Below are 26,732 nucleotides of genomic sequence, written 5' to 3'. Positions count from 1 at the left end.
GCGAACACAACAAGAAGGACAGCGTCATGACGACCGAAGGCCCGCGCAACCAGGCAGCGTTCCTCAAGGGCATCGTTGAAATCGAGTGCGTCACCCCCGACCTCAATGGCGTGCCCCGTGGCAAGGTGATGACCGCCGAGGGCTTTCTCGAAGGCCGTCGCCTGCAGATGGCCCGTGGCGTCCTGCTGCAGTGCATCATGGGCGGTTATCCGGCGGCCAAGTACTACGGCAGTGACGACGGCGACCTGGCGTTGGTGGCCGAGCCTTCGCAGATCCACCGCTTGCCCTGGAGCGACGAGCCTCGGGCGCTGGCCATCTGCGATGCGGTGGAACTCGATGGCACGCCCTCGGGGCTGTCCAGTCGTGGCCAGCTCAAGGCGGTGATCGCCCGCTATGCCGAGCGCGGGCTGGCGCCAGTGGTGGCGACGGAACTGGAGTTCTTCGTCTTTGCCGCCAATGCCGACCCGACCCAGCCGTTCCAGCCGCCGCTGGGCAAGGACGGACGTCGGGAAATGGGCCACTCGGCTTTCAGTGTCAGCTCCAACAACGGCCTGCGCCCATTCTTCAACGAGGTATACCGTTGCATGGCGGCGCTGGGCCTGCCGCGCGACACCTTCATGCATGAGATGGGCGTCAGCCAGTTCGAGATCAACCTGCTGCACGGCGATCCCTTGCTGCTGGCCGACCAGACCTTCCTGTTCAAGCACCTGCTCAAGGAGGTCGCGCTCAAGCATGGCCTGACCGTGGTGTGCATGGCCAAGCCGCTGGCGCACACCCCTGGCAGCTCCATGCATATCCACCAGAGCCTGGTCGACAGCGCCAGCGGGCGCAACGTGTTCAGCGACGAGCAGGGCAGGGCGACCGACACCTTCCACCATTTCATCGGTGGGCTGCAGGCCTGCCTGGCCGACTTCACCGTGCTGTTCGCGCCGAACGTCAATTCCTACCAGCGCCTGTGCCACCCCTACGCGTCGCCGAACAATGCCTGCTGGTCCGAGGACAACCGCGCCGCGGGCTTGCGCATCCCGGCCAGCTCGCCTGCGGCGCGGCGGGTGGAGAACCGCCTGCCGGGCGCCGACGCCAACCCTTACCTGGCCATCGCCGCGAGTCTCGCCGCCGGCTTGCATGGCATCGAGCGGCAGCTTGCGCCGACGCCGGCGATCCAGGGCGAGTTCGAGGTGCCCGAGCACCTGAGCCTGCCCTGTACGCTGCATGCCGCGCTGGAGCGCCTCAAGCGCAGCGACCTGGCACGGGAACTGTTCGGCAGGGAGTTCATCGAAGGCTACATCGCCACCAAGACCTTGGAGCTGAGCGATTTCTTCGATGAGATCACGCCCTGGGAGCGCCGCGTGTTGGCTGTGCAAGCCTGAGCGCGACACGACCGCTACTGGATGCGTCTCCGGCGGCCGAATTTAGCCGTCGGGGACCTGCGCGGCGGTAGATTTGCTTTTATGCTTGGCAGCAACCCCGCGCCACCAGATCAAGGAGCTTGACGGGACGTATGCGAAATATCTGGAAGCCGTTTCAGTCGTTGTACTTCGCCGCCCTGATGATGCTGATCGGTTCGGGTCTGCTCAGTACCTACCTGGCCCTGCGCCTGGCCGCCGACCATGTCGACAGCCTTTGGATCGGTGCGCTGATGGCGGCCAACTATTTCGGCCTGGCGGTCGGCGGCAAGGTCGGGCACCGGCTGATCGGCCGGGTCGGGCATATCCGTGCCTACGCCACCTGTGCCGGTATCGTCGGTGCGGCGGTGCTCGGGCACGGGCTCACCAGCTGGCTGCCGGCCTGGATCGGACTGCGGATGATCGTCGGCCTGGGGATGATGTGCCAGTACATGGTCATCGAGAGCTGGCTCAACGAGCAGGCCGATGCCAAGCATCGTGGTGCAGTGTTCAGCGGCTACATGATTGCCTCGTATCTTGGGCTGGTGCTTGGCCAGTTGATCCTGGTGGTGCATCCACAGCTGGGGCCTGAGTTGCTGATGCTGGTTGCGATGTGCTTTGCCCTGTGCCTGGTGCCGGTGGCCATGACCCGGCGCATCCACCCCGCGCCGTTGCGGCCGGCGCCGATGGAGCCGAAGTTCTTCATCAAGCGCGTGCCGCAATCGTTGTCCACGGTGCTCGGTTCGGGCCTGATCGTCGGTTCGTTCTATGGCCTTGCGCCGCTGTACGCGTCCAGCCAGGGGCTATCCACCGAGCAGATCGGCCTGTTCATGGGCAGCTGCATTTTCGCCGGCCTGCTGGTGCAGTGGCCGCTGGGCTGGTTGTCCGACCGCTATGATCGCGCTGTGTTGATCCGTAGCGTGGCGATCGGCCTGGCGCTGGCCTCGGCGCCGCTGGCGATCCTGCCAGGCGTGCCGTTGGCGCTGTTGTTCGGCATCGGTTTCGTCATCTCGCTGTTGCAGTTCTGCCTGTATCCGCTGGCGGTGGCGTTCTCCAACGACCATGTGGAAAGCGAGCGGCGGGTCTCGTTGACCGCCATGCTGCTGGTCACCTATGGCGTGGGCGCCTGCATCGGGCCGCTGGTGGCCGGGGTGCTGATGAAGCTGCTGGGCGCGCAGATGCTGTATGCCTTCTTCGTGTTCTTCGCCTTGGTGCTGGTCTGGCGCATTCGGCCCAAGGCGGTCACCGGGTTGCATCAGGTCCAGGATGCGCCGCTGGGGCACGTGGCCATGCCGGCGGCGGGTTCGCCCTTGTCGGCGGCCCTTGACCCTCGTGTGGACGAGCAGACCGTGCAGGAGGTGATGCAGGCACCGGTGGCGGCGGAGGATACGGAAGAGGATGTCGGTGCGCAGCGGGAAGGCGAGGTGAGCAAATCCTAGCCTGTTGGTGTTGGCCCTGAATGAAAAACGCCACCCATGGGGTGGCGTTTTTCATGTCCTGGCGACGTTCAATAGTCGTCTTTGTCGAACCGCCGCGCCTCGCGTTGCAGCTGGTAGACGAAACTCTCGATCTTGCGTTGTGCCTGGCCGTTGAGGTTGTGGAAGCGCACCCCGGCGAAGGTGGTGTTGATGCGTTCCTCGAAGTGCAGATGGCGCAGTTCGACCAGGGTATCGGTCAGACCCAGTGGGTTGCCGGCCTTGAAGCGCTCGTAGACCTGGCCCAGTTGCAGGCGGTCCTCGACGTTGCCGTCGAAACGCAGCTTGCAGCCTGTGGCGGAGATGTCCAGCAGTTTGCCGCGCAGGGCGCCGTTGCCCTTGAGGTGGGCGCCGTCGAGGGTGATGTCGACCAGTTGCGACAGTTTCAGCGCGGCGCGGAAGGCGTTGCGGCGCTGGTGATAGGTCACTTCCTCGGGCAGCGGGCCACGGTAGCAGCGGTGACCATCGATCTCGGTGACGGTCAGCGGTGTGCTGGACTCCCAGGCGATGCGTACGCCGTCATGGAAGCCTTCGACGCGGAACGCTTCGCCGTTCTCGATGTACTTCTCGCCATCGCGAGGGATCATTTCATCCAGTGCCAGGAAGCCTTTGTCCCGGTCGACATGCACCACATAGCTCTGGAACCGCTGGCTGCGCTCGTGGAAGCTGATGATCAGCGGGTCGTGGCTATCCAGCAGCTGGCGCAAGTTGGCCGTGATCTCCAAAGGGGTGGTCAGCACCTTTGGTGGCTGGGGAGCATCGGATTCATTGAACACGGGTTATCAATCTCCAGGCAAAACGGCACACGCAAGTAACGGCATTTTGCCAGTATGTTCCGTGTCTTGATACAAATAAGATAGAACTAATCACACTTGGCTGATTGCGCGGGGCTTGGCCATTGGCGAGGTGCCGCCACGGCTGTCGTAGAGCGACGGAGAATCGCCACCCTGAAGGATTCTGATCTGGTTCGCCGTGGTTTGCTGCTGCACCTGGATGATCCGGCCATTGGTCTCGTTGACCTGCCGGCAGGCATCCATCAGCTCGCCCAGCGCATCGAGTCGGCTCATGATGGCCTCGCCATTGCTCGACTGTGCGGCCAGCGCCTGGGCACCTTCGCGGTCGGCGCTCAGGCCGAGCTCGAGGAGCAGCTGGCTGCGCCGCTTGCCCTGCTGCTCGAGCAAGATGATCAACGACTGTTTGCGGGCCAGGATCTGTTCCAGGGCCATCATGTCCCGACCGTGCAGGGCTATCGCTTCGTTCTGGAGAAGCTCGAGCAGTTCCTGCGTCGGCGCGATGTCGTTTTCAATCAGTTGCAGCAGGGTAGTGTCGTGCATGGCTAACTCTTGGCGTGTTGCGTCCTTGAAGTCAGCGCGCCTGAAGGTCAGCGCTGGGCTTCGAAATCAAGCAGTTTGCTGGCGACCCGGTCGACATCGACCTTGTAGCTGCCGTCTGCGATAGCCTGCTTCAACTCGGCCACGCGGGCACTGTTGACGGTCGGCTGATCGCGCAGCTTGTCGCTGATCTTCTGCAATTGCTGGGCCTCTGGGCTCAGGTGTACCGCTTCTCCGCTGGCATTGGCGCGCTTTGGCGCTTCACTGGCTTCGCCGGCTTTTTCGGCTTTTTCGGCGTTGCCTGGCGCGGCATTGCCGCGAACGCCGCCCGTGACGGACGGAGAGTTGTTGAGACGACTGAAGTCGATGACCATGTTCAGAACCCCTGGGAATTAGGACGCATGCCTGGTTTTCGGCCTGTCTGAGCAAAACTTTAGGCGTGAATGCATCACGGCCTCTCAGCACACGTGCGCAACCCGATCTGTGACACAGTTTAGGGGGCGCGGTTCCACATCGCCAGCGTTCTGTCATTATCCCGACACGGGGTGTTCCTACATGGCCACCTCGACCTGGCCCGGGCCTGTGACCCGCGCCTTGACCACGCGCTTGGAGTTCAGGTTGCGCACGCGGATCTGCGTCTGCAGGCCACCCTTGTCCAATGCCTCGCCCGGCATGCGCACGCTCAGGCTGCCACTGCGGGCGATGATCACCACATGGTCGCCCTTGCGTATGACCTCGGCTTGTTCCAGGTGCTGTTGCGTCAGTACCTGGTCGAGCACGGTGGGGCGCAGCAGCTTCATGCCCACAGCCTGGTCGAGCTGGGTCAGGTAGCCTGGACCGAGGTTGCCGACATCGCGTTCACGCATGGCCACATCGCCCTCAGTCACCACGCTTTCGCGCTTGAGGGGGCGCGTCATGACCACCACGTCGCGCAGCAGGCGGACCTGTGCCGGGACGAACACCGTCCAGGGCGCGGCACTGTCGCAGCGTACCCGTACCGTGACCCGCCCGAGCGGCGTCGAACTTTCCAGCGAGGCATCCAGCTGCTGGCTGCACTGGGGCATGCGCAGGCGCGGGTCCAGGGTGTTGACCTGGATTTCGTAGCGGCCCGGGGTTTGGGTCGTCGCCAGATAATCCTCTACGGTGAACTCAAGAAACCCCTGAGTGACACCGATAAGCTGTTCAGGCAAGGTAAAAGAGTCCGCCAGCGTACGAATGCCGGGTGCCAGCAGGCACAGGGCGGCCAGTGAGCCGGTCAACAGGCGCGTCAGTCGTCGGAAATTTGTCGTTTTCGTGTACATGGCGTTCAAAAAAGCAAAGCCCGTGCCGATTCGGTACATAGGCAATCGTTGAAGGAGTCTGGCATGGCTGGAGTGATGGATTCGGTCAACCAGCGCACGCAACTGGTGGGGCAGAATCGCCTGGAGCTGCTGTTGTTTCGCCTCAATGGCGATCAGCTCTACGGCATCAATGTGTTCAAGGTACGGGAGGTGCTGCAGTGCCCGGACCTGACGCTGCTGCCCAGATCACATCCGGTGGTGCGCGGCGTGGCCAACATTCGGGGGGCGACCATCCCGATCCTGGACCTGTCGATGGCCACTGGCCTTCCGCAGCTGAAGGAAGAAACGCGCAACAGCTTCGTGATCATTACCGAGTACAACACCAAGACCCAGGGTTTCCTGGTGCATTCGGTCGAGCGCATCGTCAACATGAACTGGGAAGAGATCCACCCGCCACCCAAGGGCACCGGCCGCGATCACTACCTGACCGCCGTGACCCGGGTCGACAATCGCATGGTCGAGATCATCGATGTGGAGAAGGTGCTGGCCGAGGTGGCGCCGTCGTCCGAGTCGGTGTCCGATGGGGTGATCGATGCCGAGGTGCAGGACAAGGCGGTGATGCTGCGGGTGCTGACGGTCGATGATTCATCGGTGGCGCGCAAGCAGGTCAGCCGTTGCCTGCAGACCGTGGGGGTCGAGGTGGTTGCGCTCAACGACGGCCGCCAGGCCCTGGATTACCTGCGCAAGCTGGTGGACGAGGGCAAGCGTCCGGAGGAGGAGTTCCTCATGATGATCTCGGATATTGAAATGCCGGAAATGGACGGCTATACCCTCACGGCGGAGATCCGCAGCGATCCACGCATGCAAAAGCTGCACATCTGCCTGCATACTTCGTTGTCCGGGGTATTCAACCAGGCGATGGTCAAGAAGGTCGGTGCCGATGACTTCCTGGCCAAGTTCAGGCCGGATGATCTCGCCCAGCGCGTGGTCGATCGGATCAAGGCGAGTCATTGAAACGGCCGGGGCCCGTCCCCGGCGCTAGCGATTTAAGAAGAGGCGGCAGCATTGTCTACGGGTAATTTGGATTTCGAACAGTTCCGGGTCTTCCTGGAGAAAGCCTGTGGCATCCTGCTGGGCGAGAATAAGCAGTACCTGGTCTCCAGCCGTCTCAACAAGCTGATGGAGCAACAGGGCATCAAGTCGTTGGGCGAACTGGTGCAGCGCATCCAGACCCAGCCACGCAGTGGCCTGCGCGAGCAGGTGGTCGATGCCATGACCACCAACGAGACGCTGTGGTTTCGTGACACCTACCCGTTCGAGGTGCTCAAGAGCAAGGTGATTCCGGAGTTCATCAAGAACAACCCGGGGCAGCGCCTGCGCATCTGGTCGGCGGCCTGTTCGTCGGGGCAGGAGCCGTACTCGATCTCGATGTCGATCGACGAGTTCGAGCGCACCAACCTCGGCCAGTTGAAGATGGGCGCGCAGATCGTCGCCACCGACCTGTCCGGCGCCATGCTCAACAACTGCAAGACTGGCGAGTACGACAGCCTGGCCATTGCCCGTGGCCTGTCACAGGAGCGCCTGCAGCGCTACTTCGACCCCAAGGGGCCGGGGCGCTGGGCGATCAAGTCGCCGATCCGCAGCCGTGTCGAGTTCCGCTCGTACAACCTGCTTGACAGCTACGCGCCGCTGGGCAAGTTCGACATTGTGTTCTGCCGCAACGTGCTGATCTACTTCTCGGCCCAGGTCAAGAAGGACATCCTCATGCGCATTCACGGCACCCTCAAGCCTGGTGGCTACCTGTTCCTCGGCGCGTCCGAGGCGCTCAACGGGTTGCCGGACCACTATCAGATGGTCCAGTGCAGTCCGGGGATCATCTACCAGGCCAAGTAAGGCCAAGCGAAAAAGGCCGGTGTCCTGCGACACCGGCCTTTTTTTTGTTCCTGCCAGGGCGTGATCCCTAGGCCTGTGGTTGCCGGTCGGTGCGGGTATCGTCCTTGACGTCAATTTTTTGTTTTGCCGCTTTTGCCGCCTGGCAATTGCCGCTTGATGCGCTCGAAGCGGAAGCGTCTTGCCGCTTTTCTGGCAGCTTCATCAACCATTTGATCGGCTGGCCCCCTATTTACGAGGGTTTTGATGGTTGGCACAGCCCTTGCTAAAGCCTAAGCCAACGAAACTCTGGTCAACCTCCGAAGGTTTCCCCGATATGAGCATCAGCTTCGACAAGGCGCTCGGCATCCACGAAAAGGCGTTGGGCTTTCGCGCCCAGCGTGCCGAGGTGCTGGCCAACAACATCGCCAACGCCGACACGCCCAACTACAAGGCGCGCGACATGGACTTCTCGTCGGTGCTCGCCGCCGAGGCCGACAAGCAGCAGAGCGGCCGCATCGCGCTGGACCGTACCAACAATCGCCACATCGAGGCCGAAGGCCTGGCGATGATGGACGACACGTTGCAGTACCGCACGCCGATGCAGCCGTCGATCGACCAGAACACCGTGGACGCGCAGATCGAGCAATCGAACTACACCGAAAACGCCGTTGGCTTCCAGGCCAGCTTCACCCTGCTCAACAGCAAATTCAAAGGGCTGGTATCGGCCCTGCGTGGAGAGTGACCATGTCCCTTGCCAGTGTCTTCAACATCGCCGGTAGCGGCATGAGCGCGCAGAACACGCGCCTGAACACCGTCGCTTCGAACATCGCCAACGCCGAGACGGTATCCTCGAGCATCGACCAGACCTACCGCGCCCGCCACCCGGTTTTCGCCACCACCTTCCAGCAGGCCCAGGGCGGTGCGGGCCAGTCGCTATTCGAGGATCAGGGCGAGGCGGGGCAGGGCGTCCAGGTCAAGGGCATCATCGAGGACCAGAGCAACCTCGAAGCGCGCTACGAGCCGAACCATCCGGCGGCGAACAAGGACGGCTACGTCTACTACCCGAACGTCAACGTGGTCGAGGAGATGGCCGACATGATCTCCGCCAGCCGCGCGTTCCAGACCAACGCCGAGCTGATGAACACCGCCAAGAACATGATGCAGAAAGTGCTGACCCTGGGTCAGTAAGCAGGGGGCCTGAATGACTACCACCAATACCGATACCAAGGTCGGCAGCGGTTATCTGGAATCGCTGCAGAAGCCTGCCAACAAGAACAGCGGCAGCACCGGCCAGGCCGGCAGTGCGCTGGGCAAGGATGCGTTCCTGCAATTGCTGGTGACGCAGATGAAGAACCAGAACCCGCTCGATCCCCAGGACAATGGCGAGTTCGTCGCGCAGCTGGCCCAGTTCAGCAGCCTCGAGGGCATCCAGTCGCTGAAGGAGTCGGTCGACGGCATCCTCACCGGCGTCGGTTCGTCCCAGGCCTTGCAGGCCACCTCGCTGGTTGGTCGCTCGGTGATCGTGTCGACAGACAAGTCGGTGGTCGACACCACCAAGAGCTTCAACGGCCAGGTTGTGGTGCCGTCGAACATCACCGAGGGCAAGGTCACCATCAAGGACAAGGATGGCAATGTGGTCAAGACCATCGACCTGGGCGCGCAGAAGGCCGGTACCGCCGACTTTATCTGGGATGGCACCAACGAGAAGGGCGAGAAGGTCGATCCGGGCACCTACACCTTCAGTGCCGAGGGCACGGTCGACGGCAAATCCAAGACGCTGGCCACGCTGCTGCCGGCCAAGGTCAACAGTGTCAGCTTCCAGAACGGCAGCGAGATGATGCTCGACCTGGCCGGTATCGGCAAAGTCGGCATCTCCAAAGTAACCACCATCGGAATCTAACGCCGCAGCATCGGCACAAGGAGCGAGTAAATGTCTTTCAATATCGGCCTTAGCGGTCTCTCTGCGGCGAACAAGGCTCTGAACGTCACCGGCAACAACATTGCCAACGTCGCCACCCACGGTTTCAAGGCCTCGCGTGCCGAGTTCGGCGACCAGTACTCGCAGTCCATTCGCGGCACCGCCGGCGGCAAGACCCAGGTGGGCAGCGGTGTGAAGACCATGGCGGTCTCGCAGATGTTCAACCCGGGTAACATCAATGGCACTGGCCAGGCGTTGGACATGGCCATCGACGGCAACGGCTTCTTTGCCCTCAACGACAACGGCTCGCGAATCTATACCCGTGCCGGCGCCTTCTACAGCGACAAGGAAGGCTACATCGTCAACGCTGGTGGCGCCAACCTGCAAGGTTATGCGGTGGATGGCAACGGCAAGGTGATCCAGGGAGTGCTGACCAATCTCAAGATCGATTCCTCCAATCTTTCGCCGAAACCGACCAGCCGTATTTCTGAAACCGTCAACCTGAACTCCAGTGCTGTCGAGCCGAAGGTGAGTCCATTCGACCCGGCTACCGTTGATAGTTACAACTACACCTTCAATACCCCGGTCTACGACAGTCAGGGTAATGAACACCAGATGAACCAGTACTTCGTCAAGGAGCCAGGTACCAACACCTGGTCCATGTACACCACCATTGATGGTCGCAATCCGGCCACTCCGGGCTCGCCCACGCCTTTGAAAAATACCTTGCCGTTCAAGCCCGATGGCAGCCTGGATACCGCGGCAATGACGGCGGGTACGGTTACGGGTGGTTTGACCATCAATGCCGACAAGACCTTCAGTTTCGCCAGCTGGGTTCCCGCCGAAAAAAATGCGGCAGGCACCTGGATTGCCAATGGCGCGACCGCCAATCCCGGCGGCGTTGCCCTGGATATGCTGGCTACCACCCAGTACAACAACAAGTCGGCTACCACCGCCAAGGATCAGGACGGCTACGCCACGGGTGAGCTCACCGGCCTGACCGTCGACCAGAGCGGCAACCTGTTCGCCAACTTCAACAATGGCCAGGACAAGGTGATCGGCCAGGTGGTGATCGCCAACTTCGCCAACCTGCAGGGGCTGACGCCTGTCGGCGGTACCGCCTGGAAAGAATCCTACGCTTCGGGTGTGCCGATCATCGGCGAGCCGGACTCCGGTACCCTGGGGCGTATCGCCGGCAGCTCCCTGGAAGACTCCAACGTCGACCTGACCTCCGAGTTGGTCAACCTGATCAAGGCGCAGAGCAACTACCAGGCCAACGCCAAGACCATTTCCACCGAAAGCACCATCATGCAGACCATCATTCAGATGACCTGATGATCGTGGCGTGAGAAAGCCCCTGCTTGCGGGGGCTTTTTCACGTCTGGCACAACGGAGGGTGATGCCATGAAGAGGCTGTCGCTACTTGTGGCGGTGACGAGCGCACTGTTGGTCGCGCTCTCGCTGCGTGCCGCGCCGGCGCCCTGGTATCAGTGGCAAAGCCTGGCGACCGGACGCTACATGTGCTCGGCCACCGATCCAGGCGAGGGCTGGAAGCGTCATTCCGGGCCCTACAGCAATGGCGCGTGCCGGAACAACTGACGGGGTGTTGCCGCCTGCGGCAAACATTCGCCGACAAACTGACGCTCGTGGCCTTGGTGTGGCCCTGCATGCCCCGTATTCAAGGGGTTGCGTCAGCTTGGTTCGATATTTGCTTTGCCCTTGCCAACGATAACGCGGCAAGGTTCGCGTAGAGGAGATGCTGTGGACAAGATGCTTTATGTGGCCATGACCGGCGCCAGCCAGAACGCGCTGGCGCAGAAGGCCCATGCCAACAACCTGGCGAACGTTTCCACCAACGGCTTCCAGCGCGACCTGGAGCAGGCGCGTTCGATGCCGGTGTTTGGCGACAGCTTTCCGGCGCGCGCCTTTGCCATGACCGAGCGCCCGGCCACCGACTTCAGCGAAGGGGCCCTGGTCGAGACCGGTCGCGAACTGGATGTGGCGGTGGCCGGCAAGGGTTTCATCGCCGTGCAGGCGCCGGACGGCAGCGAAGCCTACGTGCGCACCGGCAGCCTTAACATCGACGCCCTGGGCGTGCTGCGCGCCGGCAACGGCATGCCGGTGATCGGCAATGGCGGCCCCATCGCCATTCCGCCGGAGCAGAAGGTCGAGGTCGGCGACGACGGCACCATCAGCATCCGCGCCATGGGCGAGGATCCGCGGGTGATGGCCGAAGTCGACCGGATCAAGCTGGTCAATCCGGACATCAAGGGGCTCACCAAGGGGTTGGACGGCATGATCCGCACTACCAGCGGCCAGCCAGCCGACGCCGATGTCAACGTGCGGGTGGTGTCTGGTTTCCTGGAGTCGAGCAACGTCAACGCCGTCGAGGAAATGACCTCGGTGCTGGCGCTGTCCCGCCAGTTCGAACTGCACGTCAAGATGATGAACGCGGCCAAGGAAGGCGATGAAGCCATGGCTCGGGTTTTGCAAATCGGCTAATTACATTTGAACGGGTGCCGTAAAACAGGCGCACGAGGAGAACACTAAATGCTTCCGGCTCTTTGGGTCGCTAAAACCGGCCTGTCCGCCCAGGACACCAACCTCGCGGTCATCTCCAACAACCTGGCCAACGTGTCGACCACCGGCTTCAAGCGTGATCGCGCCGAATTCCAGGACCTGCTCTACCAGATCAAGCGTCAGCCTGGCGCGCAGTCCACCCAGGACAGCGAGCTGCCTTCGGGCCTGCAGGTCGGTACCGGTGTGCGCATCGTCGGCACCCAGAAAAGCTTCACCGCCGGCAGCCTGCAGACCACCGAGAACCCGCTGGACATGGCGGTCAACGGTCGCGGTTTCTTCCAGATCCTGCAGCCTGACGGCACCGTGTCGTACACCCGTGATGGCACCTTCCACCTGAACTCCGACGGCCAGATCGTCACCGCCAACGGTTTTGCCCTGGAGCCGGCGATCGTCGTGCCGCCGGACGCGCAGACCTTCACCGTTGGCAAGGACGGCACCGTGTCGATCACCACCGCGGGCAACCCGGCCGCTCAGGTCATCGGCAACATCCAGACCGCCGACTTCATCAACCCGGCCGGTTTGCAGGCCATTGGCGGCAACCTGTTCTTCGAGACCGCCGCCAGCGGTGCGCCGCAGGTTGGCACGCCGGGCCTGAACGGCTTCGGCACCACCGAGCAGCAGATGCTGGAGGCGTCCAACGTCAGCACCGTCGAAGAGCTGGTGAACATGATCACCACCCAGCGCGCCTACGAGATGAACTCCAAGGTCATCTCCGCCGCCGACAAGATGCTGTCGTTCGTCACCCAGCAGCTGTAAGCCCTGGCGGCCCGCCGGGTGCGGGCCGCTGACCATCCGCTCGCTGTTGCAGCGCCTGTTTCGCCTAGAGGTAAGAGTCATGAAACGTCTGTTGTCCGTTTTCGCCCTGGGGGGGGCGGTGTCGTTGGCCGGTTGCGTCGCGCCGACGCCCAAGCCCAACGATCCGTACTATGCGCCGGTCCTGCCGCGCACCCCGTTGCCGGCAGCGGCCAACAACGGTTCGATCTACCAGGCCGGTTTCGAACAGGGCCTGTATACCGATCGCAAGGCGTTCCGGGTTGGTGACATCATCACCATCACCCTCAACGAGCGCACCTCGGCGAGCAAGAACGCAGGTTCCCAGATCCAGAAGAACAGCAAGGCCGACATCGGTCTGACCTCGCTGTTCGGCACCGTGCCGAACACCAACAACCCGTTGGGCGGCGGTGACCTTTCCCTCGAGGCCGGCTACAGCGGCGACCGCTCCACCAAGGGCGACAGCAAGGCCACCCAGGGCAACACCCTGACCGGCTCGATCACCGTCACCGTGGCCGAGGTGCTGCCCAACGGCATCATCGCCGTGCGCGGCGAGAAGTGGATGACCCTGAACACCGGCGAAGAGCTGGTACGTATCGCCGGCCTGGTGCGCGCTGACGACATCGCCACCGACAACACCGTGCCGTCCACCCGCGTGGCCGATGCGCGCATCACCTATTCGGGCACCGGCTCGTTCGCCGATGCCAGCCAGCCCGGTTGGCTGGATCGCTTCTTCATCAGCCCGCTCTGGCCTTTCTGAGTACGGATGACCATGTTCAATGCTAGGCGGTTGATTGCCGCGACACTGCTTCTGACCTGTGCCTTCGGTGCTCACGCCGAGCGCTTGAAGGATATCGCCAGCATTTCCGGCGTGCGCACCAACCAACTGATCGGTTACGGCCTGGTGGTGGGCCTGAACGGTACCGGTGACCAGACCACCCAGACCCCGTTCACCCTGCAGACCTTCAACAACATGCTGTCGCAGTTCGGTATCAAGGTGCCGGCCGGTTCCGGCAACGTGCAGCTGAAGAACGTCGCAGCGGTATCGGTGCATGCCGACCTGCCGGCCTTCGCCAAGCCGGGCCAGGTAATCGACATCACCGTGTCGTCGATCGGCAACTCCAAGAGCTTGCGCGGCGGCAGCCTGTTGATGACGCCGCTCAAGGGTATCGACGGCAACGTCTATGCCATCGCCCAGGGCAACCTGGTGGTCGGTGGTTTTGACGCTGAAGGTCGTGATGGCTCGAAGATCACCGTCAACGTCCCGTCGGCCGGTCGTATTCCTGGCGGTGCGTCGGTCGAGCGTGCGGTACCGAGTGGCTTCAATCAAGGCAACAGCCTGACCCTGAACCTCAACCGTCCGGACTTCACCACCGCCAAGCGCATCGTCGACAAGGTCAACGAACTGCTCGGCCCGGGCGTGGCCCAGGCCGTCGATGGCGGCTCGGTGCGGGTCACCGCGCCGATGGACCCGAGCCAGCGCGTGGACTACCTGTCCATCCTCGAAAACCTGGAAATCGATCCGGGCCAGGCCGTGGCCAAGGTCATCATCAACTCGCGTACCGGTACCATCGTCATCGGTCAGAACGTCAAGGTCTCGCCAGCGGCGGTGACCCACGGCAGCCTGACCGTGACCATCACCGAAGACCCGATCGTCAGCCAGCCGGGGCCGTTCTCCAACGGCCAGACCGCCGTGGTGCCGCGCTCGCGGGTCAATGCCGAGCAGGAAGCCAAGCCGATGTTCAAGTTCGGCCCGGGCACCACGCTGGATGAAATCGTCCGCGCGGTGAACCAGGTCGGCGCGGCGCCGAGCGACCTGATGGCGATCCTCGAAGCCCTGAAGCAGGCCGGCGCATTGCAAGCCGACCTGATCGTGATCTGAGGACGGTTGGGATGAATCCGAAAAGCCTGATCTCCGGCGCGTCCGACAGCGGCGCCTTCACCGACCTCAATCGGTTGAGTTCGCTCAAAGCTGGTGATCGTGACAGCGAGGGCAACATCCGCAAGGTGGCCCAGGAATTCGAGTCGCTGTTCGTCAGCGAGATGCTCAAGGCGTCGCGCAAGGCCACCGATGTCATGGCCGACGAAGACAGCCCGATGAACAGCGACACGGTCAAGCAGTACCGTGACATGTACGACCAGCAACTGGCGGTGAGCATGTCCCGCCAGGGTGGTGGTATCGGTCTGCAGGATGTGCTGGTGCGTCAGTTGAGCAAGCAGAAGCACAGCGTGAACTCCAGCCCGTTCCCGCGCACCGATGGCGCCGCACCGGTGCTCTGGGGCAGTCGCGTGACCGCGCCCGCGCACGGCGAGCAGCCCGCTGCGGGGCGCAACGACGTCGCGGCCCTCAATTCGCGGCGCCTGGCCTTGCCGGGCAAGCTGACCGACCGTTTGCTGGCCGGTATCGTGCCGACCGCCACCGGTGTCGGCGCTGCGGGCAACGACACGGCCTTGCCCAGCCGCAGCGGCCCCTCGCTCGCTGGTGTCGCCCGGGGCGATTGGCAGCCGGCACAGACTTTCGCCGCGCCGCGCGAAGGCATGCGCATTCTCGGTCGGGCCGTGGCCCAGCCGCCGCTGGCGCCGAGCAAGGCGTTCAGCGACAGCGATGCGTTCGTCTCCACCATGCTGCCGATGGCCGAACAGGCAGCCAAGCGCATCGGTATCGACCCGCGCTATCTGGTGGCCCAGGCCGCGCTGGAGACCGGTTGGGGCAAGTCGGTCATGCGCAATCCCGACGGCAGCAGCAGCCACAACTTGTTCGGCATCAAGGCCACCGGCAACTGGCAGGGTGGTGAGGCGCGGGCGATCACCAGCGAGTTCCGTGGCGGTCAGTTCGTCAAGGAGACGGCGGCGTTCCGTTCCTACGATTCGTACCAGGACAGCTTCCACGACCTGGTCAGCCTGTTGCAGAACAATAACCGCTATAAAGATGCCGTCGGTGCCGCCGATAACCCGGAACAGTTTGCAAGAGAGCTGCAGAAGGCTGGCTACGCGACCGATCCGGACTACGCCCGCAAGATCATCAGCATTGCCCGGCAGCTGCGGCCAACCCAGGAATACGCCATGGCCGGCACTAACACGAATCTATAAGGATTGAAGCATGTCTCTGATCTCGATCGGGCTTTCCGGCCTGAATGCCAGCCAGACGGCGCTGTCCATCACCGGTAACAACATCGCCAACGCGGCGGTCTCGGGTTACTCGCGCCAGCAGACCATCCAGACCACGGGGGCGTCGCACAATATCGGTTCGGGCTTTGTCGGCACCGGGACCACGTTGTCGGATGTACGTCGCATCTACAACGCCTATCTGGACAACCAGCTGCAGACGGCTACCTCGCTGAACACAGATGCGGCGGCGTTCCAGGATCAGATCACCGGCATCGACAAGCTGCTGGCTGAAAGCGACACCGGTATCAGCTCGGTGCTGACCGCGTTCTTCTCGGCCCTGCAGACCGCCTCGGCCAAGCCCAGCGATGTTGCCTCGCGCCAGTTGCTGCTGACTCAGGCGCAGACCCTGAGCAATCGTTTCAATGCCATCTCCAGCCAGATGAACCAGCAGAACGGTAGCATCAACAGCCAGCTGGATACGCTGTCGGGCCAGGTCAACCAGCTGACGTCGAGCATCGCCGACCTCAACAAGCAGATCACCCAGCTGTCGGCCTCCGGTGCATCGCCGAACAACCTGCTCGATGCCCGCAGCGAAGCGGTGCGCCAGCTCAACGAGCTGGTCGGCGTCACCGTGCAGGAGCGTGACGGCAACTATGACGTGTACCTGGGCAACGGCCAGTCGCTGGTCACCGGTGGCCGCGCCAACACCCTGAGCGCCGTGCCGAGCACCACCGACAAGAGCCAGTACAGCCTGCAGATCAACTACCCGAACTTCTCCTCGGATGTCACCTCGGTGGTCACCGGCGGACAGATCGGTGGCTTGCTGCGCTACCGTAACGACGTGCTCAATCCGTCGATGAACGAGCTGGGGCGTGTCGCCCTGGTGGTGGCCGACAGCATCAACAGTCAGCTGGGACAAGGCCTGGACGCCAACGGGCAGTTCGGTAGCGCGCTGTTCTCCAGCATCAACAGTGCCATGGCGATCAGTCAGCGCAGTTTGGCGGCCTCGGGCAACAGTGCGGGTTCGGGTAACCTGGATGTGACCATCGCCAACAGCGGTGCGCTCACCACTTACGACTACGAAGTCAAGTTCACCAGCGCCAACCAATACAGCGTGCGTCGTTCCGATGGCACCGATATGGGCAGCTTCGACCTGACCACCACGCCGCCGCCAGTGATCGACGGCTTCACCCTGAAACTGAACGGGGGCGGTCTGACCGCCGGGGACAGCTTCAAGGTGAGCCCGACCCGTTCGGCGGCAGGCTCCATCAATACCGTTCTTACCGATGCCAACAAGCTCGCCTTCGCTGGGCCGATCAATGGCATTGTGGTCGGCGACAACACCGGCTCTGGCACCATTACCCAGCCAACCCTGGGCAAACTGGATATCTATGGTGGGGCCGATACCGCGCTGATTCAGAGCTCGATCAAGAATTCGATGCCGGTACGGGTCGAGTTCGGGGCGGCCAGCGGTGGCACTCAGGGCTACAAATTGTTCGATGCCAAGGGTGGGCTCATCGGTAGCGGAACCATTGTCCCGGGGCAGGACAACAAGCTGGCGATCAACGTGCCCATGCGTGACGCTGCAGGTAACCCGATCCTTGATGGCAGTGGCAATCCGCGCACGTTCAGCATGGAGACCACGATCGGCGGCAGCCCGGCGGCAGGTGACCGCTTCGAGTTCCGTTTCAATGCCGACGGCAAGTCCGACAACCGCAACGCCCAGGCGCTGCTGGGGCTGCAGACCAAATCCACCGTCGGCGTGACCTCCGGCGGTGGCTCCAGCTTCACCTCGGCCTACGCATCGTTGGTCGAGCGGGTCGGTGCCAAGGCCAACCAGGGCAAAATCGATACCGTTGCGACCAAGGCCGTGCTCGATGCGGCCAAGGAAAGCCGCAACGGGGTTTCCGGTGTCAACCTGGACGATGAGGCGGCCAACCTGATCAAGTTCCAGCACTACTACACCGCGTCGTCGCAGATCATCAAGGCGGCGCAGGAAACCTTCAGCATCCTGATCAACGCATTGTAAGGAGTAGCCATCGTGCGTATTTCCACCGCTCAGTTCTATGAGTCGAGCGCCAGTAGCTACACCAAGAACTTCGCCGACCTGATGAAGAGCAAGACGCAGATCGACAGCGGCGTGCGCATCCAGACCGCCGCCGACGATCCGGTTGGCGCCGCGCGCCTGCTCCTGCTGCAACAGCAGCAGGCGCTGCTCAAGCAGTACGACGGCAACATGACCACGGTGAACAACTCTCTGCTGCAAGAAGAGAGCGTGCTGAGCACCATCAACGATGCCATGCAGCGTGCCAGCGAGCTGGCCCTGCGTGCCGGTGGCGCTGGCGTGACCGATGCCGACCGTGTCTCCATCAGCAGCGAGCTCAAGGAGATCGAGGCCAACATCTTCGGCCTGCTCAATTCGCGCGATGCCAACGGCGACTACATGTTCGGTGGCACCAAGACCTCGTCGCCGCCCTATGTGCGCAATGCCGATGGCACCTACAGCTACCAGGGCGACCAGACCCAGTTGAGCCTGCAGGTGTCCGACACCCTGAGCCTGGCGACCAACGACACCGGCTTCAGCATCTTCGATTCGGCCAAGAACAAGAGTCGTACCCAGTCCACCCTGGTGACGCCGCCGGTCGATGACGGCAAGGTCGCGCTCTCGCCGGGTCTGCTGACCTCGAACAATACCTACAACAGCAGCTTCACCGCTGGCCAGCCGTACAAGATCACCTTCACCAGCGCCACCCAGTACAAGGTGACCGATGCCCTGGGCAATGACGTCACCGCCGAGACGCCCACCAATGGCACCTTCGATAGCAAGGCCGAGGGCGGCAATCGCATCTCGCTGCGCGGCGTCGAGTTCGAGGTCACCGCCTCGCTGAAAGAAGGCGATGATGCCAATACCGTCTTCGCCGGCCGCGAGTTCAGCGTGCAGGCCCGTCCCGATTCGCTGACGACCGTGCGTGGTGCCGGCAACCCGTCCAGTGCACAGGTCACCAGCGGCGCTGTGACCGACCCGGCCGCTTACAGCAGCACCTTCCCGAGTGATGGGGCGGTGATCAAGTTCACCGGTGCCAACACCTACGAGTTCTATGCCCAGCCTTTGACTGCGGACAGCAAACCCGTTGCCAGCGGTACCTTCACCGCGCCGTCGCTGACGGTGGCCGGCGTCACCTACCAGGTGTCCGGTGCGCCGCAGGCGGGTGACCAGTTCGCGGTAAATGCCAACAATCACCAGAACCAGAGCGTGCTGGAAACCATCAGCCAGCTTCGTGCGGCGCTGGATGCGCCGCCAGGTGGCGCGGGCAACAATACCGCCATCAAGAACGCCGTAGCCTCGGCGGTGGCCAACCTGGCCAGTGCCCGCGAGCAGGTCGATATCACTCGTGGTTCGATCGGTGCCCGTGGCAACTCGCTCGATATCCAGCGCCAGGAAAACACCAGCCTGACCACGGCCAACAAGGTCACCCAGGATGCCATCGGCAATACCGACATGGCCGATGCCTCGATCATGCTGACCCTGCAGCAGGCCATGCTCGAAGCTTCGCAACTGGCCTTCTCGCGTATTTCGCAACTGAGCCTGTTCAACAAGCTCTGATCGCGATCCGCGTCAGGAAAGCCCCGGTCAGCGTCATGCTGCCGGGGCTTTTTCGTATCTGGCGCGCGGTGGTGGCAGGGGTTTGGCGATAATTGACTGTGACTAATGAGTCAAATCGTGCATCTTCCCTGTATTCTATGCGGCAGTTGCTGCAGCATTTTGTTACCGGTGCGCAAAGGGCAAGCCTGGTGTCGGCCTGCCCGGGGCGCATTGCCCTCGACCCGGTAGTTGGCGCCCTCAATTCATCGAGTGGCGGTCTTTGGCTGTTTTCATTGGGAAGCCAGAATGATTGGCATCAAAAGCATCGCGAGTTACGTGCCCACCGCTGGCCTGGACAACTACGTCCAGGGTGCGAAGTTCGGCAAGGACGAAGAGTTCATGTTCGGCAAGATCGGCGCCTCCTTCCTGCCGCGCAAGGCCGAGGAGCAGGAGACGTCTGACCTGTGCGTGGAGGCTGCACGGGCGCTGTTCGCCAACAACCCAGAGCTTGATCCGCAGTCGATCGATGTGCTAATCGTGGTCACCCAGAACGGTGACGAAGAGGGCCTGCCGCACACGGCGGCGATCGTCCAGAACAAGCTGGGCCTGTCGACCCGCGTGGCGGCCTTCGACGTGTCGCTGGGTTGCTCCGGGTATGTCTATGGCCTTTACGCCATCAAGGGCTTCATGCAGGCGGCGGGGCTGAAAAACGGCCTGCTGATCACCGCCGACCCGTACTCGAAGATCGTCGATCCGGAAGACCGCAACACCACCATGCTGTTCGGTGACGCCGCCACGGCCACCTGGATGGGCGAGAACGCCGTCTGGCAACTGGGCGAGGCGCGCTTCGGCACCGACGGTTCGGGTGCCGAGCACCTCAAGGTCAACGATGGCACCTTCTTCATGAATGGCCGCCAGGTGTTCAACTTCGCCCTGGTCAAGGTGCCGGCGCACCTGCATGAGCTGCTGGCGGCCAGTGGCCTGCAGTCCTCGGACATCGATGCGTTCTGCATCCATCAGGGCAGCGCGGCGATCGTTGATGCCGTGGCACGACGCTTCGAAGAGCAGCATCCGGAGAAGTTCGTCAAGGACATGCTCGAGACCGGCAATACCGTGTCCTCCAGCGTGCCGCTGCTGCTGCAGAAACACATGTTCGACAGCAGCTGGAAGCGCGTGGCCATCAGCGGCTTTGGCGTGGGCCTGTCGTGGGGCTCGGCGATTCTCTATCGCGCCTGAGTCTCGACGATCTCAGAGAGAAACGCCTGGCGTGTCCCGCCAGGCGTTTTTTTATGCCTGGAAGATCGCCCCTGTAGGAGCGGGCTTGTCCCGCGATGGGCTGCAAAGCAGCCCCTGATCGGCAACCGCCAAATCAATAACCCCCTGATTTCATGGGGGTGGCGGGGTGATGGCATTTTTTTTTCGCAAATGCCCTCAAGCAACCCACGCAGACGACGATAACCATTACGAAGGTTCTCTAGGCCATACCCGGCGGATGCCAGGGCCGGAAGCCGCAGTACCCATCCAACGAGGATTTCGTCATGGCTTTAACTGTAAACACCAACATTGCTTCGGTTACTACTCAGGTTAACCTGAACAAGGCCAGCACTGCCCAGACCACTTCGATGCAGCGCCTGTCTTCCGGCCTGCGCATCAACAGCGCCAAAGACGACGCTGCCGGCCTGCAGATCGCCAACCGTCTGACCAGCCAGATCAACGGCCTGGGCCAGGCAGTTAAGAACGCCAACGACGGTATCTCGATCGCCCAGACCGCCGAAGGCGCAATGCAGGCTTCGACCGACATCCTGCAAAAAATGCGTACCCTGGCTCTGTCCTCGGCCACTGGCTCCCTGAGCCCTGACGACCGTAAGTCGAACAACGACGAATACCAGGCTCTGACCGCCGAACTGAACCGTATCTCGGAAACCACCACCTTCGGTGGCCAGAAGCTGCTGGACGGCTCCTACGGCACCAAGGCCATCCAGGTCGGCGCCAACGCGAACGAAACCATCAACCTGACCCTGGAAAACGTTGCTGCCAGCAACATCGGTTCCCAGCAGGTCAAGAGCACCGCGATCGCACCAAGCGCAACCGGCGTTGCCGCTGGCAGCCTGTCCGTTACCGGTAACGGCCAGACCGCCACTGTCGCCTACGCTGCTGGCGCTTCCGCCAAGCAAATCGCCAGCAACCTGAACGGTTCGATCGGTGGTCTGACCGCAGCTGCCAGCACTGAAGTCAAGCTGGACGTTCTCGCTGCCACTCCATCCAACTTCAAGCTGTCTGTCGGTTCCAGCGGTACTGTTGACTTCGTTGGTGTGACCGACCAGAAGGGCCTGGCTGACCAGCTGAAATCCAACGCCGCCAAACTGGGCATCAGCGTCAACTACGACGAAGCCAAACAAACCCTGAGCATCAAGTCGGACACTGGCGAGAACATCAACTTCTCGGCTGCTGACACCAACGCCCAGGCGAACATCTCGATCGCCGCCAAAGACGGCTCCGGCAACTTCGCTGCTGGTGCTGCTCTGGGTGGTGCTGCCATGGTGGTCACCGGCCAGATCTCCCTGGACTCGGCCAAGGGCTTCTCGCTGGGCGGCGCTACTGATCTGTTCGGTGCTGCGACCGTTACCTCCGCCAAGACCGCCATCTCGCAAACCGACGTCACCGACGCCACCAAGGCTCAGAACGCCCTGGCCGTTATCGACAAGGCCATCGGTTCGATCGACAGCGTCCGTTCGGGCCTGGGTGCTACCCAGAACCGTCTGACCACCACCGTTGACAACCTGCAGAACATCCAGAAGAACTCCACCGCTGCCCGTTCGACCGTGCAGGACGTGGACTTCGCTTCGGAAACTGCAGAGCTGACCAAGCAGCAGACCCTGCAGCAGGCTTCGACCGCGATCCTGTCGCAGGCTAACCAGCTGCCATCCTCGGTCCTGAAACTGCTCCAGTAATTCAGGCGCCTGAGTAAGAGGTGGAAGGGCGCGTTTACGTGCCCTTTCGCTTTTTTGACATGAGGAGTTCGAAGCATGGACATGAGTGTCAAGCTGAACCAGGTGTATCCTTCGGTGCTGCCTCAGGCAGTGGCGACTGCCAAGGACCCACTGGTGCCTGTCAAGGTGCCGGAAGCCGCGGCCGTCGATGATAAGCCGCACACCCGCGAGGACCTGGAGAAAGCGGTTGGCGAAATCCGTGATTTCGTCCAATCGAGCCAGCGCAAGCTGGATTTTTCAATCGATGATTCCACCGGCCGGGTCGTGGTCAAGGTGATCGCCACCGAATCCGGTGATGTGATCCGCCAACTCCCGTCGGAAACGGCGCTGAAGCTGGCACAAAGCCTCAGCGAAGCCGGCAGCCTGCTGTTTGACGGCAAGGCGTAAGCTGGCATGATTTTTGTTGCTGTCGGTCATTTGCGGCGTGTAGTCGTCAAGGACCCGGCAGCTACCGAACAAGGAGAGCAATGATGGCAGGTTCAACAATCAGCGGTATCGGATCGGGCATCGATACCCAGGCGATTGTGAAGTCCCTGGTGGACGCGCAGAAGGCGCCGAAACAGGCACAGATCAATACCCAGACACTGAAGGCAACCACCACATTGTCCTCAATCGGCAAGATCCAGGCGGCCCTGGATGCCTTCCGTGGTGCACTGACCAGCATGACCAACGACAACAGCTTCGGTGGTCTGGCGTTGAAGTCCTCGGATGAGAAGGTTGCGACCATCACCGCGAGTGCTGGTGCGGCCACTGGCTCGTTCAACCTGCAGGTAGAGCAGTTGGCGTCTGCGTCCAAAGTGTCCACCAAGGTGTATGCCGGCGGTGCGAATAGCGTGGTCAATCCCGGTACTACCAGCACCAAGCTGACCATTACCCAGAATGGCAAGGACCACGACGTCAGTATCCCGCCGGGCGCCACGCTGCAGCAGGTGCGCGAGGCGATCAACAGTCAGTTCGGCACGGCCGGCCTGAGTGCCAACGTTCTGACCGATGCCTCGGGTTCGCGTCTGGTGATCACGTCCAACAAGATGGGTGTGGGTTCCGATATCACCCTGTCGGGGAATTCGGGCATCGATACCGGGTACACGGTTGTAGAGCAGCCCAAGAATGCCAAGTACGTGCTCGATGGTATCTCCATGGAGTCCAAGAGCAACGATATCAGCGATGCGATCAGCGGGTTGAATATCAAGCTGGTGGGTGTTTCCGCCAAGGAAAAGGATAGCGACCTCTTTGTCAAGACCACGCTGTCGCTGACCACCAGCTCCACCGCGTTGAAGTCGGGCCTCAAAGGCTTCATCGACACCTACAACGCGCTGCTCAAGGCGGTAAACGCCGAGACCAGGGTGACGAAGAACGCCGACGGCACTGTGACGCCCGCAGCGCTCACCGGCGACGCGTCCATGCGCGCGCTGATGTCATCGATCCGCGAAGAAATGAACGCGCTTTCCGGCAACGGCACGATGAAGTCGCTCGCCGCCTTTGGCGTCACCACGTCCCAGGATGGCGGCACGCTCAGCCTGGACGAAAAGAAGTGGGACAAGGCCGCGGCCACCAACGCCGCCGACCTGACCAGCATCTTCAATGGCAAGAATGGCCTGCTGGCACGCCTGCAGACCGCGACCGAACCGTATGCCAAGGCATCCACCGGCACCCTGGCCGAGCGCTCCAAGGCGCTGAGCGAGAGCCTGACCAAGCTCAAGACCGAGCAGGATACCCTGGATACGCGCATGGAAGCCCTGCGCGTTAGCCTGCAGGACAAGTACAACAGCATGGATACCCTGGTCTCCCAGTTGCGCCAGCAGCAGAACAACGTGCTGGGCACGCTCAACGCGCTGAACAACGCCAAGAGCGACAAATAATCCGTGATCGTCCCGTGAAGTCCGGGCATGATGTCCGGCTTCACCTCGGCGGCAGGTAAAGTTTTCTGCCGCCGACCCGATACAGGGACTATGAAACCAGTCGTTTTTGCCCGCTACGAGGTCGCAAGATGAATCCCATGAGAGCCCTTCGGCAGTACCAGAAGGTCAATTCCCATGCCCAGATTTCCGAAGCAACGCCCCATCGCCTGGTGCAGATGCTGATGGAGGGTGGGCTCGATCGCATGGCCCAGGCCAAAGGTGCGCTGGCCCGCGGCGACATCGCCGAAAAAGGCCTGATGCTGGGCAAGGCCATCGACATCATCATCGGCCTGAACGACGGCCTGGATGCGCAGAAGAGCGCGGACCCTGCCTACATCGAGCAGCTGTCGAGCCTCTACGCCTACATGACCAATCGCTTGATGCAGGCCAATATCGACAACGATCCGGCAATCATCGACGAGGTGGCGCAATTGCTGATCACCGTCAAGAGCGGCTGGGACGCGATCGCCGAAGCGCAACAAGCCGGCTGAGCCGGGCAGGGAGAGCAAGGTGAGCAGCGAACTGCAACGATTCGACGAGACCCGCGACGCTCTGCTGAGCGCCCTGAGTGCCAAGGACTGGGATGCCATCGGCAGGCTCGACGAGAGCTGCCGCACTTGCATCGACGACATGCTCGGCGCGCCGACGCTGGACGAAGACTTGGTCAAGGAGCGCCTGGAAGGGTTGCTGCAGGTCTACCGCGAGTTGCTCGACGCGACCATCGGTGAACGCCAGGCCATCGCCGATGAAATGACCCAGATCAATCAAGCAAAGAATGCGTCGAAGGTTTACCATTTGTTCAGTTAAGATGCACCGGACTGAGCAAAAGGCGCCATAAATTTGACTGTGCAGGCCTTTTTGACTTTACTAGTGGCTGTTTTCGAAATTCAGACGTCCGAACACTGACCATTCAGTCGGAATGATGTCGTGCACGCCCTCCGGGCGCCGATATGACTAGGGAAGTTGCTATTGCATGTGGCGTGAAACCAAGATTCTCCTGATCGATGACGACAGCGAACGCCGCCGCGATCTGGCGGTGGTCCTGAATTTTCTCGGCGAAGATAACCTCTCCTGTTCCAGTGGCGACTGGCAGCAGGTGGTCGAGGGTTTGTCTTCCAGTCGCGAAGTGCTGTGCGTCCTGATCGGGACCGTAAATGCTCCGGCCAGCGTGCTGGGGCTCCTTAAGACAGTGGTCGGGTGGGATGAGTTCCTTCCGGTTCTGCTTTTGGGTGAAATTTCTTCCGCGGAGTTCCCCGAGGACCTGCGTCGTCGCGTGCTCTCGAATCTCGAGATGCCGCCGAGCTACAGCCAGTTGCTCGACTCCCTGCACCGTGCCCAGGTCTACCGCGAGATGTATGACCAGGCCCGCGAGCGTGGTCGCCAGCGCGAGCCCAACCTGTTCCGCAGCCTGGTGGGCACCAGCCGTGCCATCCAGCATGTGCGGCAGATGATGCAGCAGGTCGCCGACACCGATGCCAGCGTGCTGATCCTCGGCGAGTCCGGCACCGGCAAGGAAGTGGTGGCGCGCAACCTGCACTACCACTCCAAGCGCCGCGAGGCACCATTCGTGCCGGTCAACTGCGGGGCGATTCCGGCGGAGCTGCTCGAGAGCGAACTGTTCGGTCACGAGAAGGGCGCCTTCACCGGGGCGATCACCAGTCGTGCCGGGCGTTTCGAGCTGGCCAACGGCGGCACGCTGTTCCTCGACGAGATCGGCGACATGCCGCTGCCGATGCAGGTCAAGCTGCTGCGCGTGCTGCAGGAGCGTACTTTCGAGCGGGTCGGCAGCAACAAGACCCAGAGCATCGACGTGCGCATCATCGCCGCGACGCACAAGAACCTCGAGACCATGATCGAGGACGGGACCTTCCGTGAGGACCTGTACTACCGGCTCAATGTGTTCCCCATCGAGATGGCGCCATTGCGTGAGCGGGTGGAAGACATCCCGCTGCTGATGAACGAGCTGATCTCGCGCATGGAGCACGAGAAGCGTGGCTCGATCCGCTTCAACTCTGCATCGATCATGTCGCTGTGCCGTCATGGCTGGCCGGGCAACGTCCGTGAACTGGCCAACCTGGTGGAGCGCATGGCGATCATGCACCCGTACGGGGTGATCGGCGTGGCGGAGCTGCCTAAGAAGTTCCGCTATGTGGATGACGAAGACGAGCAACTGGTCGACAGCCTGCGTTCCGATCTTGAGGAGCGCGTGGCGATCAACGGGCATGCGCCGAACTTCGCCGGCCATGCCATGCTGCCGCCCGAGGGGCTGGACCTGAAGGACTACCTCGGCAGCCTGGAGCAGGGGCTGATCCAGCAGGCGCTGGATGATGCCAATGGCATCGTCGCCCGGGCCGCCGAGCGCCTGCGCATCCGTCGCACCACCCTGGTGGAGAAGATGCGCAAGTACGGCATGAGCCGCCAGGGTGGCGAGGAACAGGCGGACGACTGATCCTGCCGGGTCGTGGCGTAATGGCCGGGGTGTTCGACAGCCCCGGCCATTGCGCTCGATCAACAGGCCCGCAGCCCATTGTCCCCATCTCC

Annotated in this window: 28 protein-coding genes; 23 read left to right on the top strand and 5 right to left on the bottom strand. The window is 62.2% G+C overall.

What is annotated here, in order from left to right:
- Positions 1–128 precede the first annotated feature (128 nt).
- Both DMX06_RS17445 and DMX06_RS17440 read left to right on the top strand, forming a co-directional pair.
- Positions 129–1,370 carry a glutamine synthetase family protein gene (locus tag DMX06_RS17445; protein ID WP_181427857.1) on the top strand — a complete coding sequence of 414 codons (1,242 nt, stop codon included), beginning with the start codon at positions 129–131 and terminating at the stop codon, positions 1,368–1,370.
- Between the two features lie 131 nt (positions 1,371–1,501).
- Entirely contained in the window at positions 1,502–2,824 is a 1,323-nt protein-coding gene (locus DMX06_RS17440; protein WP_110738597.1) for an MFS transporter, read from the top strand.
- A 68-nt stretch (positions 2,825–2,892) separates the two neighbouring features.
- On the opposite strand, the gene DMX06_RS17435 is transcribed toward DMX06_RS17440, so the two are convergent.
- From DMX06_RS17435 to flgA, 4 genes are all read right to left on the bottom strand, one after another.
- Entirely contained in the window at positions 2,893–3,636 is a 744-nt protein-coding gene (locus tag DMX06_RS17435; RefSeq protein WP_110738596.1) for a flagellar brake protein, read from the bottom strand.
- Positions 3,637–3,726: 90 nt separating this feature from the next.
- Complete coding sequence (locus DMX06_RS17430; protein WP_110738595.1) at positions 3,727–4,194, bottom strand: flagella synthesis protein FlgN; 468 nt, start codon at positions 4,192–4,194, stop codon at positions 3,727–3,729.
- A 47-nt stretch (positions 4,195–4,241) separates the two neighbouring features.
- On the bottom strand, positions 4,242–4,565 hold the full coding sequence (gene flgM / locus DMX06_RS17425) for a flagellar biosynthesis anti-sigma factor FlgM (RefSeq protein ID WP_110738594.1): 324 nt from the start codon (positions 4,563–4,565) through the stop codon (positions 4,242–4,244).
- Between the two features lie 177 nt (positions 4,566–4,742).
- Positions 4,743–5,492 (bottom strand): flagellar basal body P-ring formation chaperone FlgA, encoded by a 750-nt coding sequence (flgA, locus tag DMX06_RS17420; RefSeq protein WP_110738629.1) that lies wholly within the window; start codon positions 5,490–5,492, stop codon positions 4,743–4,745.
- Between the two features lie 63 nt (positions 5,493–5,555).
- On the opposite strand from flgA, the gene DMX06_RS17415 reads away from it, so the two are divergent.
- The gene (locus DMX06_RS17415) at positions 5,556–6,485 is read left to right on the top strand and encodes a chemotaxis protein CheV (protein WP_050706714.1); all 930 of its coding nucleotides are present in this window, start codon (positions 5,556–5,558) and stop codon (positions 6,483–6,485) included.
- Between the two features lie 51 nt (positions 6,486–6,536).
- Entirely contained in the window at positions 6,537–7,364 is an 828-nt protein-coding gene (cheR, locus tag DMX06_RS17410; RefSeq protein WP_050706713.1) for a protein-glutamate O-methyltransferase CheR, read from the top strand.
- Positions 7,365–7,431: 67 nt separating this feature from the next.
- On the opposite strand, the gene DMX06_RS26590 is transcribed toward cheR, so the two are convergent.
- Positions 7,432–7,566 carry a hypothetical protein gene (locus tag DMX06_RS26590; RefSeq protein WP_258378877.1) on the bottom strand — a complete coding sequence of 45 codons (135 nt, stop codon included), beginning with the start codon at positions 7,564–7,566 and terminating at the stop codon, positions 7,432–7,434.
- Between the two features lie 111 nt (positions 7,567–7,677).
- On the opposite strand from DMX06_RS26590, the gene flgB reads away from it, so the two are divergent.
- From flgB to fleQ, 19 genes are all read left to right on the top strand, one after another.
- Entirely contained in the window at positions 7,678–8,085 is a 408-nt protein-coding gene (flgB, locus tag DMX06_RS17405) for a flagellar basal body rod protein FlgB (RefSeq protein ID WP_110738593.1), read from the top strand.
- 2 nt (positions 8,086–8,087) lie between these two features.
- Positions 8,088–8,531 (top strand): flagellar basal body rod protein FlgC, encoded by a 444-nt coding sequence (gene flgC / locus DMX06_RS17400; RefSeq protein ID WP_023629792.1) that lies wholly within the window; start codon positions 8,088–8,090, stop codon positions 8,529–8,531.
- A gap of 13 nt (positions 8,532–8,544) precedes the next feature.
- A complete protein-coding gene (gene flgD, locus DMX06_RS17395) occupies positions 8,545–9,243 on the top strand; it encodes a flagellar hook assembly protein FlgD (protein ID WP_110738592.1) in 699 nt (232 codons plus the stop codon).
- Between the two features lie 30 nt (positions 9,244–9,273).
- Positions 9,274–10,596, top strand: a complete 1,323-nt coding sequence (gene flgE, locus DMX06_RS17390) for a flagellar hook protein FlgE (protein WP_110738591.1) — start codon at positions 9,274–9,276, stop codon at positions 10,594–10,596.
- A 69-nt stretch (positions 10,597–10,665) separates the two neighbouring features.
- Positions 10,666–10,860, top strand: a complete 195-nt coding sequence (locus tag DMX06_RS17385; RefSeq protein WP_110738590.1) for a hypothetical protein — start codon at positions 10,666–10,668, stop codon at positions 10,858–10,860.
- Positions 10,861–11,022: 162 nt separating this feature from the next.
- On the top strand, positions 11,023–11,763 hold the full coding sequence (gene flgF, locus DMX06_RS17380; RefSeq protein WP_110738589.1) for a flagellar basal-body rod protein FlgF: 741 nt from the start codon (positions 11,023–11,025) through the stop codon (positions 11,761–11,763).
- A gap of 48 nt (positions 11,764–11,811) precedes the next feature.
- On the top strand, positions 11,812–12,597 hold the full coding sequence (flgG, locus tag DMX06_RS17375; RefSeq protein WP_110738588.1) for a flagellar basal-body rod protein FlgG: 786 nt from the start codon (positions 11,812–11,814) through the stop codon (positions 12,595–12,597).
- 79 nt (positions 12,598–12,676) lie between these two features.
- A complete protein-coding gene (gene flgH / locus DMX06_RS17370; RefSeq protein ID WP_110738587.1) occupies positions 12,677–13,372 on the top strand; it encodes a flagellar basal body L-ring protein FlgH in 696 nt (231 codons plus the stop codon).
- Positions 13,373–13,384: 12 nt separating this feature from the next.
- On the top strand, positions 13,385–14,494 hold the full coding sequence (locus tag DMX06_RS17365) for a flagellar basal body P-ring protein FlgI (RefSeq protein WP_110738628.1): 1,110 nt from the start codon (positions 13,385–13,387) through the stop codon (positions 14,492–14,494).
- An 11-nt stretch (positions 14,495–14,505) separates the two neighbouring features.
- A complete protein-coding gene (gene flgJ / locus DMX06_RS17360) occupies positions 14,506–15,702 on the top strand; it encodes a flagellar assembly peptidoglycan hydrolase FlgJ (protein ID WP_110738586.1) in 1,197 nt (398 codons plus the stop codon).
- Between the two features lie 10 nt (positions 15,703–15,712).
- On the top strand, positions 15,713–17,749 hold the full coding sequence (flgK, locus tag DMX06_RS17355) for a flagellar hook-associated protein FlgK (protein WP_110738585.1): 2,037 nt from the start codon (positions 15,713–15,715) through the stop codon (positions 17,747–17,749).
- Positions 17,750–17,761: 12 nt separating this feature from the next.
- Positions 17,762–19,324, top strand: a complete 1,563-nt coding sequence (locus tag DMX06_RS17350; protein WP_110738584.1) for a flagellar hook-associated protein 3 — start codon at positions 17,762–17,764, stop codon at positions 19,322–19,324.
- A 285-nt stretch (positions 19,325–19,609) separates the two neighbouring features.
- The gene (locus DMX06_RS17345; protein ID WP_110738583.1) at positions 19,610–20,539 is read left to right on the top strand and encodes a ketoacyl-ACP synthase III; all 930 of its coding nucleotides are present in this window, start codon (positions 19,610–19,612) and stop codon (positions 20,537–20,539) included.
- 302 nt (positions 20,540–20,841) lie between these two features.
- Positions 20,842–22,254 (top strand): flagellin N-terminal helical domain-containing protein, encoded by a 1,413-nt coding sequence (locus tag DMX06_RS17340; protein ID WP_110738582.1) that lies wholly within the window; start codon positions 20,842–20,844, stop codon positions 22,252–22,254.
- A gap of 75 nt (positions 22,255–22,329) precedes the next feature.
- Positions 22,330–22,680 (top strand): flagellar protein FlaG, encoded by a 351-nt coding sequence (locus tag DMX06_RS17335; RefSeq protein ID WP_110738581.1) that lies wholly within the window; start codon positions 22,330–22,332, stop codon positions 22,678–22,680.
- Positions 22,681–22,763: 83 nt separating this feature from the next.
- Positions 22,764–24,152: a flagellar filament capping protein FliD gene (gene fliD, locus DMX06_RS17330; RefSeq protein ID WP_110738580.1), complete on the top strand. Its 1,389-nt coding sequence runs from the start codon at positions 22,764–22,766 to the stop codon at positions 24,150–24,152.
- Between the two features lie 128 nt (positions 24,153–24,280).
- The gene (gene fliS, locus DMX06_RS17325; RefSeq protein ID WP_028692784.1) at positions 24,281–24,682 is read left to right on the top strand and encodes a flagellar export chaperone FliS; all 402 of its coding nucleotides are present in this window, start codon (positions 24,281–24,283) and stop codon (positions 24,680–24,682) included.
- 19 nt (positions 24,683–24,701) lie between these two features.
- Entirely contained in the window at positions 24,702–24,998 is a 297-nt protein-coding gene (gene fliT, locus DMX06_RS17320) for a flagellar protein FliT (protein ID WP_110738579.1), read from the top strand.
- A 166-nt stretch (positions 24,999–25,164) separates the two neighbouring features.
- The gene (gene fleQ, locus DMX06_RS17315; RefSeq protein ID WP_110738578.1) at positions 25,165–26,640 is read left to right on the top strand and encodes a transcriptional regulator FleQ; all 1,476 of its coding nucleotides are present in this window, start codon (positions 25,165–25,167) and stop codon (positions 26,638–26,640) included.
- Positions 26,641–26,732 lie beyond the last annotated feature (92 nt).

The organism is Pseudomonas mosselii (assembly GCF_003205295.1).
In the GTDB taxonomy this organism is placed as follows: Bacteria; Pseudomonadota; Gammaproteobacteria; order Pseudomonadales; family Pseudomonadaceae; genus Aquipseudomonas; species Aquipseudomonas mosselii_B.
This window is presented reverse-complemented; position numbering and strand designations above follow the sequence as displayed.